17 protein-coding genes and 1 pseudogene are annotated in these 12,470 nt (G+C 58.3%); 10 read left to right on the top strand and 8 right to left on the bottom strand.

Going from position 1 to position 12,470, the window contains the following annotated elements; translation table 11 throughout:
* Positions 1 to 60 precede the first annotated feature (60 nt).
* A complete protein-coding gene (locus G7Y52_RS10260) occupies positions 61 to 498 on the bottom strand; it encodes a hypothetical protein (protein WP_165071371.1) in 438 nt (145 codons plus the stop codon).
* Positions 485 to 1,456, bottom strand: a complete 972-nt coding sequence (locus G7Y52_RS10265) for a hypothetical protein (RefSeq protein WP_165071373.1) — start codon at positions 1,454 to 1,456, stop codon at positions 485 to 487. The genes G7Y52_RS10260 and G7Y52_RS10265 overlap by 14 nt, the downstream gene beginning before the upstream one ends.
* A gap of 77 nt (positions 1,457 to 1,533) precedes the next feature.
* Here G7Y52_RS10265 and G7Y52_RS10270 point away from each other — a divergent pair, with 77 nt between their 5' ends.
* Both G7Y52_RS10270 and G7Y52_RS10275 read left to right on the top strand, forming a co-directional pair.
* The gene (locus G7Y52_RS10270) at positions 1,534 to 1,863 is read left to right on the top strand and encodes a hypothetical protein (protein WP_165071375.1); all 330 of its coding nucleotides are present in this window, start codon (positions 1,534 to 1,536) and stop codon (positions 1,861 to 1,863) included.
* Between the two features lie 294 nt (positions 1,864 to 2,157).
* Positions 2,158 to 2,835: a BRO family protein gene (locus tag G7Y52_RS10275; protein WP_165071377.1), complete on the top strand. Its 678-nt coding sequence runs from the start codon at positions 2,158 to 2,160 to the stop codon at positions 2,833 to 2,835.
* Here G7Y52_RS10275 and G7Y52_RS10280 read toward each other — a convergent pair.
* The 5 genes and pseudogenes from G7Y52_RS10280 to G7Y52_RS10300 form a co-directional block, all read right to left on the bottom strand.
* On the bottom strand, positions 2,792 to 3,022 hold the full coding sequence (locus G7Y52_RS10280) for a hypothetical protein (RefSeq protein WP_165071382.1): 231 nt from the start codon (positions 3,020 to 3,022) through the stop codon (positions 2,792 to 2,794). The genes G7Y52_RS10275 and G7Y52_RS10280 overlap by 44 nt on opposite strands.
* A gap of 71 nt (positions 3,023 to 3,093) precedes the next feature.
* Positions 3,094 to 3,426: pseudogene (locus G7Y52_RS10285) on the bottom strand (HU family DNA-binding protein); the annotation flags it as partial.
* A 185-nt stretch (positions 3,427 to 3,611) separates the two neighbouring features.
* Entirely contained in the window at positions 3,612 to 3,938 is a 327-nt protein-coding gene (locus tag G7Y52_RS10290) for a site-specific DNA-methyltransferase (RefSeq protein WP_165071389.1), read from the bottom strand.
* Positions 3,939 to 3,940: 2 nt separating this feature from the next.
* A complete protein-coding gene (locus tag G7Y52_RS10295) occupies positions 3,941 to 4,408 on the bottom strand; it encodes a hypothetical protein (RefSeq protein ID WP_165071393.1) in 468 nt (155 codons plus the stop codon).
* Positions 4,409 to 4,653: 245 nt separating this feature from the next.
* Positions 4,654 to 4,893, bottom strand: coding sequence for a hypothetical protein (locus G7Y52_RS10300; RefSeq protein WP_165071396.1), 240 nt, complete (start codon positions 4,891 to 4,893; stop codon positions 4,654 to 4,656).
* A gap of 89 nt (positions 4,894 to 4,982) precedes the next feature.
* On the opposite strand from G7Y52_RS10300, the gene G7Y52_RS10305 reads away from it, so the two are divergent.
* Positions 4,983 to 5,384 (top strand): hypothetical protein, encoded by a 402-nt coding sequence (locus tag G7Y52_RS10305; protein ID WP_206215262.1) that lies wholly within the window; start codon positions 4,983 to 4,985, stop codon positions 5,382 to 5,384.
* Positions 5,385 to 5,435: 51 nt separating this feature from the next.
* Here the strand turns inward: G7Y52_RS10305 and G7Y52_RS10310 are convergent, their stop codons facing one another.
* Positions 5,436 to 6,149 (bottom strand): DUF4406 domain-containing protein, encoded by a 714-nt coding sequence (locus G7Y52_RS10310; protein ID WP_206215263.1) that lies wholly within the window; start codon positions 6,147 to 6,149, stop codon positions 5,436 to 5,438.
* A gap of 826 nt (positions 6,150 to 6,975) precedes the next feature.
* On the opposite strand from G7Y52_RS10310, the gene G7Y52_RS15520 reads away from it, so the two are divergent.
* The 7 genes from G7Y52_RS15520 to G7Y52_RS10340 form a co-directional block, all read left to right on the top strand.
* Entirely contained in the window at positions 6,976 to 7,101 is a 126-nt protein-coding gene (locus G7Y52_RS15520; RefSeq protein ID WP_277424306.1) for a hypothetical protein, read from the top strand.
* 132 nt (positions 7,102 to 7,233) lie between these two features.
* On the top strand, positions 7,234 to 7,506 hold the full coding sequence (locus G7Y52_RS10315; protein ID WP_165071402.1) for a hypothetical protein: 273 nt from the start codon (positions 7,234 to 7,236) through the stop codon (positions 7,504 to 7,506).
* A 71-nt stretch (positions 7,507 to 7,577) separates the two neighbouring features.
* Positions 7,578 to 8,876, top strand: coding sequence for a hypothetical protein (locus G7Y52_RS10320; protein ID WP_165071404.1), 1,299 nt, complete (start codon positions 7,578 to 7,580; stop codon positions 8,874 to 8,876).
* A gap of 9 nt (positions 8,877 to 8,885) precedes the next feature.
* On the top strand, positions 8,886 to 9,842 hold the full coding sequence (locus tag G7Y52_RS10325; RefSeq protein ID WP_165071407.1) for a hypothetical protein: 957 nt from the start codon (positions 8,886 to 8,888) through the stop codon (positions 9,840 to 9,842).
* Positions 9,835 to 10,425 carry a hypothetical protein gene (locus tag G7Y52_RS10330; RefSeq protein ID WP_165071410.1) on the top strand — a complete coding sequence of 197 codons (591 nt, stop codon included), beginning with the start codon at positions 9,835 to 9,837 and terminating at the stop codon, positions 10,423 to 10,425. Before G7Y52_RS10325 ends, G7Y52_RS10330 begins: the two co-directional genes overlap by 8 nt.
* The gene (locus G7Y52_RS10335) at positions 10,422 to 12,242 is read left to right on the top strand and encodes an ATP-dependent helicase (protein ID WP_165071413.1); all 1,821 of its coding nucleotides are present in this window, start codon (positions 10,422 to 10,424) and stop codon (positions 12,240 to 12,242) included. The genes G7Y52_RS10330 and G7Y52_RS10335 overlap by 4 nt, the downstream gene beginning before the upstream one ends.
* Positions 12,232 to 12,470: hypothetical protein (locus G7Y52_RS10340; protein WP_165071416.1), on the top strand; the 239-nt coding region annotated here is incomplete at its 3' end. The genes G7Y52_RS10335 and G7Y52_RS10340, both read left to right, overlap by 11 nt.

The raw sequence follows: 12,470 nt of genomic DNA on the forward strand, positions 1-12,470 counted from the left end.
CTCCAGGAGTTCCAGGACAGCGGACGCCCCGCGTTCAAGGGCATCCACCTTGCCGTGGGCCTACGTCCAGAGTTCGAGGAAGTCACGGCGCTTGAAATCAAGATACCGTTCCTCCCATGCGCCTACAGCGGCCCAGCCGCCCATCATGCGAACCACACAGGCGGTTGTGGCGTGAACCCGCTCCGGCTGCCGGTAGAGCAGGCCTTTCGAGACCTGATCCATCTGCCATGCCCATTCGGCGTTGGCCTGTAGGCCGATTCCCTTCTGCCCATCGCCGGACGTGCCTTCGATTGCTTCCCGGAGAACGGCGAAGGGCGGCATGGTCTTGTAAACGTAGGTGCCGATGACTCGCACGGCTCCTGTCTCAACCTGTTCCGGCGTATAGCGTTCAAGCAGACGCAGCCACATTCGCAGCAGGGTAGGAGATAGAACAACGCCGAAGTTTTCGGCTATCCCGGAAATGGCGTAGGCTTTGCGTTCTTGGCTAGTAGCCTCCATCAGCGCCCCCCGATTCTGCCTGCAATACCTCATGCACGGTTTTCATGTTCTTTTCCGCCAGGCTGGAAGCGGATGCCGGAGCCTGTGGCGAAGATCGGGAGCGTGGTTCCATGCGCCACCACTGCTCCTTGAGAAATTTTGCAAGACCGGGAGCTTTTCCGGCCCGCCATTGCGCGTCATTGCCCGACAGGGCGTCGAGCGCATGGAAAACCTGAGCAAGGCCCGGCCATTGGCGTGATTTTTTCAGAGCCTTGTATTCTTCAAAGCCTGCAAGTGGAGCCTCTTTCCTGCCGGATTGGTCGTATGCTTCCCGCAGTTGGAGAAATTCAAGGCTTGCTTCTCCAACACCACCCCCTTCTGGCACGGTCTGTGCTACGCGCGCGTCTTGGTATTTACTTAAGCTTTCATAGGGGGGGTATTTAATATTCTTATTTTCTCTTATCTCTTCTCTATCCGTTTCATGCGTTTCATCCATGCCGCAGGGCGTTTCAGCCGTTTCAAGCTGCGATGAAACGCTTTCGTGTGTTTCATGCGTTTCATTTGCGTTTCGCTGTGTTTCATGCGTTTCATCCATGCCGCAGGGCGTTTCGCTGTTCTCCGCCTCGTTCCGCTGTCTTTCCCGAAAACGCCGAACTCGTGGCGTTGAATTCGGCCTGGCAGATTTTTCTCCTGAATCTTGCCGCTCTTCCCATTTGCAAATGCGGTCTCCTTCGATGAGGCCCTTGGACTGCATCGCCTCCACGATGTCACAGGCCGCCCCATCGGGCATTCCCATAATCACATCTGCCGCCTCGCAATCGAAGCCTGCGATGCTGCCGCGGTCATCCGCTTCGCTCGCGCGTTCGAGGAGCATTGCCCAAACAGCGATAACAAAACCCATTGGCTGGTTTGCCTTCCGAGCCACGACATGAAACTTGGGGGCGTTCGACGCCCCTCCAAACCATTTGAACCACTCCATCAGGCAAATCTCCGCTTGGATATTGGCCCAAAAAGCTGCATGATGCTGCTCTGGAAATTTGAAAACGGGGTATCCACATGAAAGTCATTTGCGAAAACTGTGGACGTGAACACGAGATCAAATGCAAGGCATTGTTCTGGCGTTGTGCCTTTACCGATGACTTGGACCCTGAGCGCAAAAGCTACACTCACGAAGCGGTCTGGGAAGGCTGTTGCGAGTGCGATGATTTTGACATGAAAGTGACGTTTACTACTGAGGAAACGCCGGAGAAAAAGCTGATTCCTTCCCCTCCCTTTTTCGAAGGGTGCAAGCCCTTGAATCCGGCGGATAACTGCGTCTGCCCCCAGCCCTACGATGAAGACGTGGAACATTCCTACTGGTTTCAGATCCACGGGATGCGCGACTGACGCGCCAGGACGGCTTGACTTTTTCGTCAGGGCGCGGTTAGCGTAGCTCCTGACGGTGCTCAAAACACCGAAAGGCGGCCACGCCAACCCGAAAGCATTGGCTTTTTTTGCGCCCTTTTTCCGTTGCCACCCGGAAAATTTGGGTAAATCTGCTATTGTTTGCCGGGTGTGGGCGAAATACAATACCCGTGAGGGGAAATAGTCCGCAGCTCCTTTCGCTGTTTTGAGCGCCCGGCATCTCCTATTCTGGGGGATACCGCAAACGGCCCTCAAAAGGCTGAAAGGAGTTTCCCCATGTCCCAGGTTTTCGCCTTCAATTCCCGCCAGATTCGTACCTTCACCGAAAACGCTGAAATTTGGTTCGCCGCCGTTGATGTGTGCCGTGCCCTCGGCCTGACGTGGAGTGGCGCAACACTCAAGGCAATCCCGAAGGGCTGGCAAAGGATGTTGAAATTCAACACCCCTTCCGGCCGTCAAGGATTTAAAGCCATCTCCGAACCAGCCGTGTACAAGCTGGCCTTCCGCTCCAACAAGCCCGAGGCCGATGCCTTCACCAACTGGGTAGCATCCGAGGTGCTCCCGGCCATTCGCAAGACTGGCAAATTCGAGGGCGCGCCGCGACCGCGCTCTTCCCGCAAGGCGTTGCCCGCGGCGGAGCAGCTTGCCATGCCCGAGCCGGGCAAGGACAAGTTTGAAGCCTACATCGAGCAGGTCGAGGCGTTCAGGGCGCGTACCACGGAAGAAATCAGCCGCCTGCTGAAAGATGGGCTGGGTCTGGTGGACGTTTACAAATTCGGCCCGGAGGGCATCAGAGGCTTTTCCAGTATCTTCCATAACTGGCTCCATGAAGTAGCCGTCTCGCCAAGTCCCCTTGTGGCCTCTTACTGGAACATGGAGCGGGCGATAGTGTATTCCCCTCTGCATCTTATCAGGGAGATGGAAAAAATCCTGCCTGACTGCCTGCACAGGTAGGGGACTTACGCTGCGCCTGGGTTGACATTTCATCACGAAACCTAGAGCAGATTACCTTTGACTTTTTATGAAAGCCAAAGGTGGCATTCAGGCGAAAAACGCGGTTTTCGCCTGAATGCACGCCGCGTTGCGGCGGCTGCCGCTTTCGCGTCAGCAGAGCATTTTCAAAGTGAAAATGCTCTAGCATAGTGACCTCACAAGTTTTGTTTGGGCAGTTGCCCGCTTTGGCCCCGGTTCCCCCACCGGGGCTTTTTTGTGTTACTGGTTCACCGCGTTCTTGAGCGAGCCCGCCACGCGCAGGCGCACCACCTTGCAGGCGGGAATGGTGATTGCTGCCCCGGTGCGAGGGTTGCGGCCCTTGCGCGCCTTGCGGGTTTTCACTTCCAGCATCCCGATGCCGGGCAGTGGCACACAGCCTCCCAAGACAAGTTCTCTGACCACGATGCGATCAAGTGTCTTGAGCATGGCTTCCACGTCAGCCGTGGTGAACTTTTGGCCGATGGGTGTCTGCCTTTTGATTGTTTCAATCAGTTCTGCCTTGGTCATTGTGATCCCCCCTTGTACGTTTGTGACATGGCCGTGTGCTGGGCCATGAGTCTTTTTCTGGTTCGATTATCCATATACTGCCCCTGATTTTTGGCGTTACACCTGTTTCTTTGCCTTCCGGCACTCGAGGGCCTGCCACGCCACGGATGCGGCCTCGATGCCGCTGCAAAGCGAGAGGTAGCGGAGCGTCGCGCGTTGCCTTCTTGATGTTTGAGTGGCAGGAAGGGCGATCATGCCATCGCCTCCATTGCGTCCCATAAAGACACCTGCCGGGGGCCGCGTGGGCGCGCTGCGCCTATGCGGTTTTCGGCCATGGCCACATAATCGGGGTTGATCTCAATGCCGATGAAGCGGTGCCCTTCCTCAATACACACCTGGCCTACCGTGCCGGAGCCGCAAAAAGGATCGAGGACAAAGCCGCCCGCAGGGCATCCGGCGAGGACGCAGGGCCGGATAAGATCCGGCGGAAAGGTCGCAAAATGCGCTTCTGCGTATGGCCGCGTGGGGAGCACATCTCGCGCATCCCCGCAAAGAATATGGCCATGACAGGCAGACATGCCTATGCGTCCTTGTCCCGACGGACCATCGCCGCAGTCTGACGGAGGTCAAGCAGTGCGCCCTCAAGTCGGGCCAGCACGGTTTCATACTTGACCGCGCCGCGCTTGAAATCCTGAACCGCCTCATGGAAAGCCACGACTGCGGGATAGTCCTGGAGCATCTCCGCTTCCACGGTGGGCGCGTCCGGTGTGATGCCGGCAAGGTTTGCGAGGCTGTAGCCAAACAGGGAAGCCATGTACCGAAGCGGTTCGACATTGCCGGTGATTTCCATGCAGGCCATGAAATCCCTGACCTTTAATTTGCCCTGGCTTGTCGGGTTCGGGTTCAGGTCCGCATAAAACGTGGATTCCGAACGCGCCGCGTCGCCTTCCCTTTCGCGGATTGCGGCGAAGACTGCCCGAAGTCCGCCCGGATACTGTGCGCAGGCCTGGTTTGTGAGTCTTGTGACGCTCTGTGAGGGGCTTTCCATCTTGTGATTCCCTCCAGTTATCTTGTCGCCTACTGTAACGACATGGAAATTTGCTGTGTGTTTGCGCTTGTCACGCTCCGAAGCACAAAAAAGGGCTTCTCTGCGCTGGTACGGACTACGGCACCAAAGCACATCATCTAGCGACGATACACCACCTCGCAGGGCTACCGACGCCCGATGAATTGCAGGCCGTAGCAATGTCGGCGGCACGGCACCTTATGCTCTGCAACAGAGAATGAGTGGGGTCATGCGGACTCCGCACCTTTTTGAGTGGATGTTTCTCCTGAGGGCACAACATCAGAGAGCCGTTTCATGGCTGCCCGAAGGCGATCCGCGTTTTCTGACCGCATATCGCGGCGTGAGCCCGAAAGAACACGGGTCAAGATAACCGGGTTAATTCCGGCTTCCAGGGCCAGCTTGCGGGCGGAAAGTCCCGACAGCGCCAGAAACTCTCTGGCTTCGATAGCAATAGGGGTGTTCTTCATGGGAGGATAGTGCCAAAAGTAAACACGAAATGCAAGTGAGTATAAGTGGCCTCAAGACAAAAATGAGTACAAAGGGTAGCATCAAGGACATGAGCAAATTTTTAAATGATGTCATGGCCGCTCTGCGGAGTGGGGTCTCTCTGTATGGTAGCGCACGGAAACTCGCCATGGCCGTGAACATGAACCCGTCCACGCTTACGAAATGGCTGACCGACAAGGAAAATCAGGCCCAAAGGTCGCCGAATATTCGGGAAATCGGGCCGATTATGGATATTCTCGGCGTGTCTGTTGTGATTGATTCGGGAGGGAGAGGCGGACAGGATGAAAGGCCGAATTTCGCAAAATTAAACAAGGAACTAGCCGCACTACGCAAGGAAAACGCCGAGTTGCGCAAAAAATTGGAAATTGAAGAGGCTGTTTCGGCTAGGCTTCAAGACACTCTGGCATACAGAAACAAGCCAATAGACGCACAGTCGGACGAAGCCCGGTAAAATAAAAGTTGCGCGTAGTCAGGATAGAAAAGCAGAAGTCAGGTTGCACGATTATTTATATTGAATAATCTCTTCCAACCCTTTGACACAGTTACACAAAATTTTCTGCATATATGCGGCGTAGTTTGGTGAAATTTTGTGACTTTCTCTTACACCTCTCAAGTATAGATAAAGCTGATACGGTGTTATAAATTTTTGCGTTATATTTTTACATTTTCCGATATGCTCTTTGCAAAGAACATGGGTATCCCCAAAAATCATAAGTTTTTTTTCCAATGATAATTGCACAGAATATGTATCGTGAGTCATGACGACATCTTCCTTTCTTCCGCATACCTCACAGCCATAAGACAAACTGCCAACGCTATCCGGGTTTCCCAGAACAAAATCCAGCAACGGTTTCTGGCGAAGAATATCGGCATTCAGTGCCCTTATCCCATAGAGAATACACGCCTCATATTCGATCCTGCATCCCCGCGCCTTTTCCCATCCCTCCATGAAATAGACGGCATCCACCGTGGACATCACCTGGAGCGCCTTTCCCAGACACCATAGGGCCTGATTTCCGTTTTCCGGCGGTGTGTCCGTGAAAACGGTATCCACCACCGCATGGCCCTCGTCTTCCAGTTTGGCGACGACCGTCGCCCTCCGTTCCCGAATTTCCTCCGCCGATAGCCCCTTCATGGGCTGAGAAATCATTATCCACACATCAAACCCCTTTATAGGATATAGTCCGTTGAAGAAAGACAGGGATTTTTTTATCAAAGATAAATACTTTTGGAAATATTTTTATTGACAAGAATGAGTACATTTGGAATTATAACTTTGCCAACCGGGAAAAGGCGGCGAACACAGCCCCACGGGGTCAAGTAGCCACAAGCCTGAGCCCGGAAGGCGACCACCTGGGGCAGGATTCCAGAGGCCCGAACGACACACGGCCCATGCGGCACGGTGGATCAGTAGAACACCGCGAGAGAAGCCCGGAAAGGTGGGAAGAGCAGACCAGACAATCGACCCCTGAGAAGGCCCCGTTACCAGCTCCGTTGTACCCACGCACAAGCGCGGCAGGGCGGGGCAGGGCAAGGCCGGAGGGAAGCGCACTCAGAAGATGTGCGCCACGGCTGGACGACATAAGGATCAGGCCGTGAAACAGGACACAAATTTCCTTTGTCCGAATTATGCCGCGCATACATCCGGCTTGAACGCTGGAATAACGCGGCAAGATAGAGACATCTCAGTTTGCCCTCTCAACCCGGCAGCCCTGCGCTGCCTTCATCATACCGCCCCGGACTCCGGTCGGGGGCGGGATTGATGAAGAATTACCCAACGAAGGAGCATCTATGAAAATCCTCGTTCATAAAGAGACGTTCGCCGGAGACATATTAACCACATATAACCTCGACACTCCCGCAGCAATGCGGGATTTTTTGTCTCAACTGACCACGCAGGACGGCTTTGCGGACAGCGGGCCTATCGTGAGCATGAGCGCGGACACGGCTTACATGCTGGCCGCTCTGGCCGCACGCCAAGAAAACCTGCCGCGCACCGGGGAGGAACGCCGGGGCGCACGAAAAGCATACGGGAGGCAGTCATGTTTGAAGCCGCGCTGCGCGAACTCTCGCCGAGGCATAACACGCGCGGCTGGCTGCGGGCCGTCGGCATCGCTCTGGTGCTGGCGGCCCTCAATTTTCTGGAGGCTGTGACATGGCCGTACTGACCCATTTCAGATCCGCACGCCGCCGCATTATCGGCGTGCTGCCCATGCCTGACGGTACACGCGAGTCTTTTACAGGCCGCACTATGGCTCAGGTGTTGCGTCAATGGCAGCAGGCATTGGCCGGGAGGAAACATGAGACCAGAACGCGACATTGTTGATCGTATCCGGCGCTCGCTCCGGGCGCGCCTGGCCGAGGCCCAGCGCCGGCGCGACACGGCCAGCGCCTATATGCGCGAGCGATACCATAGCCTGCGCGCCGCCGGGATCTGCGTCCGATGCAAACAGCGTGATGCCCTCCCCGGCATGACGCTCTGCATGGACTGCCGCCTCTGGAACAATCAGCGCCGCAGCGGCGCGTCCACGGCCCCGCGCTCGCCGTACAGGGACGGGAGGAGGAAACAATGAAAAACGCCCGCGATGCAAATGGCTTCGGAACCAGATCCTGACATTCACACGCGACATGCAAGGAGACAGACATGAATAACAACCGGCAAAACGGAACCAACGCCCCCGCGCCATCCCTTGAGGCACAGGCCAGGGCCGCCTTTGAGCGTGTGCGCGCGGCCTGCCCGGAAGACGGCGCCGTCCTTGGGCGGTACCTGGCGGCGATACATCAGAAAAACATCATCGCCCTGGGAAACGGCGAGGCTTTCGCACTTACGGACGCGGAAGGCCGCAGCATCAAGGCTACCAAACGCACGGTACGCCTGAGCGCGAAAAACGGCGGTCTGACGCAACCCGTTTTCCGGGGGCCCTATGTCATATCCGCGCCGGGCTACTCCATGCTGGCGCACGCGGCCGGGGCCGTTGTCATGAACGCCCCCACTGTCACCGTTGACGGCATACAGCAGCAGAACCCCTATGTGCGCCGTGGGCCGGACGGCGCCATCATTGAGGTGCATTGCCGGGCCATGGCCTTCCGCTACAACGAAAACGGCCAACCCATGGTCAGCGACCGGACCACGATTTTCGACACGGCGACATACGCATTGGCCGATATGGTGGGCAAGGCCAAGAGGGCAAAGGACGCTTTCAAGCTCCTGCCCGCCGCCATCCCCGCCCCGAAGCCGGCGGAAGACTGGGCCTGCTATCGTGTGGATGAAGCCGTCAATCTGTGGATGAGGATCTCCCACGAAGAGGTCATCAGCTTTCTTGGGCAGGTTTTGAACCGTAAGAAAAAGGCCCTGGAGTTCGCGCAGACTTTCGCGCAGCGCAATGCCCTCAAGCATCTGTTCGGCATCGCCGTGGTTCCGGGTCAGGCCAACGGCCCCATCAGCGTCTGGGATGTGCCGGTGGTCTGCTGGGCTCCGAGCGACGGCGGCCTCATCCGCTTCGATACCGCCCGTTACGCAGCCTCCACACAAATTATTGAGGCACTGACCGAAGGCAAGCCCGTAGCCCTGCCTGAAGCGCAACAACCCATTGTCATTTCCCGTGGCGCCGACGAAGTGCGCGGAGCGGATATGGATGAGGAGGCCGACCCCCTGGAAAATCCCGACCGCTACGAAAGCCAGGAATCGGGAACGGTGATGTCTCCCCCCATGGAAGAGCCCGCCGTGCCCATGCCGGAGAGGGAACAGCTTCGGGAAGAGCCCGCCCCGGACTGGACGGCGGAGGAACTTGCGGCATGGAAAAATCTCCAGGTCGCCCGCGAGGAATTTCCCGCCGAATACGAAGATGCCCTGGCGAACTGTGGCCTGAGAGATGAGGAGGTCAATCCCGGCAACGCGGCCGAAATCAACCGCGCCATCAGCGCCATGCTTGACGCCGGATAGGGGGACACGATGATCACCCGCATTTTTGCTCAGGGCTTCAAGGGATTGGATTTTGACCAGCCCCTTGCGCTCCGCACGCTGCTCATGGGGCGCGTCGGGAGCGGCAAAAGCTCACGTTCCCTCGCGCTGACCCTGCTGGCGGCAGGAGGGCTCCCCGGAACCGGAATTGCCCGTACCAACGCCGAAATCTTCAAGGCCGTGGGCGGCGGCGATACTCTGACCGTGGGCATTGAAATTGATGGTGGCACAACCCTGGAGCGCGTCTACAGGCTCAAAAAGGACGGCACCGTAAGCTGTGACTGCCGCGTCGATGGAGAGCGCATTTCCAAAAATCTTTTTGAGGTGGAACTTGACCGCCAGGGCATCAGCATCGCGGACGTGGCCGGTTTTCTGGCGCTTTCCAACGCCAAAAAGGTGGACGAATTGTTCCGTCTGTTCCCTCCGGCAGGGGATGTGCGGGGACTTGGCGCAGCCATTACCCGCGCCAAAGAACGCATTTCAGAACTCGAAAGCGCGATCAAGGGCAAGGAGCAATCCTGCCGGAGCATCACCGAATCCCTTGCAAGTTTGAACCTACCTTCCGGCACCCTGCCGGAAGTGCAGGCCGCAATCGCCACGGTCGAGAGGGAATACCAGGAGGCCCGCGACGACATGGTGCGGGAACAGGCGCGCCTGGAGCATGAGGCCGCGGCCTGCGCAGCCAGGGAGCAACGGGCCGGGGAACCGACCGAAGCAGCGGCACGGCGTCAGCCGCCCCTTCCTTTCTCGCTCTCCGGCCAGGAACTCTCCCGCGCCCGCCAGAATGGTGCGCAGGTTCAAGCCCCTCCCATGAACACGGAAGTCCTCGCTCTTGAGCGCGTTTTGTCCGCGCTGGAGCGGGCCGGGTGTGACGGATGCGCCGCGCGGATGGTGCTCAAGCGTGAAATCAAATTGCTTCGGACCGCACAGGAGGCCGTCAATGGATAGCTCACTGCAAATCATGGAACAGCGGGTTTCCGGACTTCGGACTCGGCTGGATGCGTTACGGGCCGACGAGCGCCTTTTCCAACGCGCGGCCGGCCTCAGGACGCAACTGGAAAAGGACCGCGCGGCGGTGTTGGAGCTGGCGTCCGCGCTGGAAGCGGAAAAGAAGACGCTGGACGACCTGCGCAACAAAAAGGCGGCGGCCATGCAGGCCACGGCCACGGCCATTGCGGAAAAAATGGGCCAGGTGCTGCCCCACGGGCGCGCGGAATTTCGCGTTGACGATGAAGGCGACGTGTTTCTTGGCTGGGAAATTCCGGGCCACGGGGTTGTGCCCTACGGGGGCCTCTCTGGCGGCCAGCGTGTGATGTTCGAGAGCGCGCTTGCCTATGCGCTGGTGCCGCAAGGGCAGAAAAATCCGGTCATCCTCATTGAGGGAGCGGAACTCGGCCAGGAAATCGGGCTGCTGCTGGAGAGCGTCGCCACGTCCAATGTGGACACGCAGATTATCGCCTGCACCTGCCACGAACTGGCCTCCATCAGCGACGGGTGGACTGCGGTGCATGTTGTGGAGGCCGCCCGATGACTCACCCCGCACTGAACCAGGAACAACAGGCCGCCGTGCTGGCGCGGGAAAAAAATGTGCTGGTACTGGCCGGGGCCGGAAGCGGCAAGACGCGCGCGCTGGTGGAGCGCGTAGCGTGGCTCATGGAACAGGGCGCGAGCGGCCATGAGATCGTTTGCGCCACCTTCACCCGCGCCGCTGCCGGGGAAATGCGGGCGCGGCTCGAAGCCCGCGTCGGCAGAGAGGCCCGTAAGGTCACGGTGTCCACCTTTCACGGCCTAGGTCTGGGCCTGCTGAAAAAATACGGCCATCACATCGGCCTGCGCTACGGCAATCTGACCGTCTACACCCCGCTGGAAACGGACACCCTGATCCGGCTCTGCGGCGAGCAGCTCGGTCTGTACGCCAGGGGCAAATGGAAGCACGGCAAAAAGGCCCTGGATGACATGTTTGCCGTCTTGGAGCGAAGCGGAGAAAAAATCGGGACAGCGCACCCGTACTATCCCGTGTTACAGGCATTTGAGGCTGCCTGCCGTCAGAACAACGCCATGCCCTATTATGGGCTGATTCACGGGCTTGTGGAACTGGCTGAAGCCGGCAAGGTCAGAGAGTTCACCAACTGGAAATACCTGCTGGTGGATGAAGTCCAGGATCTGGACCCGATGCAGTGGCGTGCTCTGAAAGCCATCACGGAACACACGGACGGCGCTGAATTGTACGCCGTGGGCGACCTTTCACAGTCCATTTACGGATTTCGCGGGGCTGTTCCTGCCCACCTGCAACATCTGATGGATGCCGGCGCGTTGACCGTCTACGAGCTGCGCAACAACTACCGCAGCGCCCCGGACATAGTATCCGCCGCAAACTGCCTGATCCGCCACAACACCAGCCACCGGGCGCTTGTCATGCGGGCCATGCGGGATGACGCGCCCCACGCTCTGGCAATCATTCCGAACGCGGACAGTTCCCGACTGGCCGATATTCTCGCCGCCCGGCATGGATGGCCGTATCCTCCCGTTGTTCTCTGCCGCAACAACCGGATGCTGGACAGACTCAGTGAGGAGCTGACCGCCCGCGACGTGCCGCACAAGCGGATCGGCAGGCGCGCCACGGCCCTGCACAGCCCGCTTTTCGTCAAGGCCAACGCGGCGTTGAAGTGCATCGTCAATCCCTTTGACGAAACGGCCTTCCTGCTGGCTCATGCGGGCCTCGGCCTGGATGCGGGCGCATACGCGAACATCCGCCTGCGGGCTGCGGAAGAAGGAAAATCCTGTTTTGAAGCCTACCGGGACGACCTGAACGCGGACATTCTGGAAGCTATGCCCTCGGCAAGCAGCACAGTGAACGAGGCCCTCGACTGGTTTGGTTCGGACGGATACCAGTTCGACCCGCTGGACGGATACGGCCCGGAATACTGCCAGTGGCTGGAACTCTACGCCGCTCAATATCCCACCGCCACCATCACAGACTACCTCGACTGGCTGGCCCTGGTGGATGTGCAGGACGAAATGCCCGCCAGGGACGAAGAACCGCGCATCCTGCTCATGACCTGCCACGCCGCCAAGGGGCTGGAGTTCCCCGCCGTCATCATCGCCGGATGCAATGAGGGCGTTCTGCCGGGCCGGCAGGCTCTCACCGCCGAAACGAAAGGCGACACGGCGGCCATCGAGGATGAACGCCGCCTCATGTATGTGGCCGTCACCCGCGCCAAAGACCGCCTCATTCTGGCCGTCAGGCCGGAAAAGGAAGGTAAGGAAGGCGCCGGCGAACGTCCATCCCGGTTCATCGCGGAATCAGGCTTGAGCAGCCAAAAACAGGAGCATCCCCATGTCCCATGACGATATGATCACCATCCACGCCGACATCCTGCAACTGACCAACTCCGCCGTACTGGTGAAATGCGAAGGCGAGGACGTCTCCGACCCGCGCCCCTGCTCTATAAAAAAACACGAGGTAGATATGAGCGGAAATACAGCCGAGCCCAACTATGACATTGCTTGCACCGTCTGTGGGCAAAAGCCCACGGTGGACATTGTTGCCCTCAACGGCAGCATTGAACACACCGC

The sequence above is a fragment of the Desulfovibrio sp. ZJ200 genome, assembly GCF_011039095.1.
Lineage (GTDB): Bacteria > Desulfobacterota > Desulfovibrionia > Desulfovibrionales > Desulfovibrionaceae > Desulfovibrio.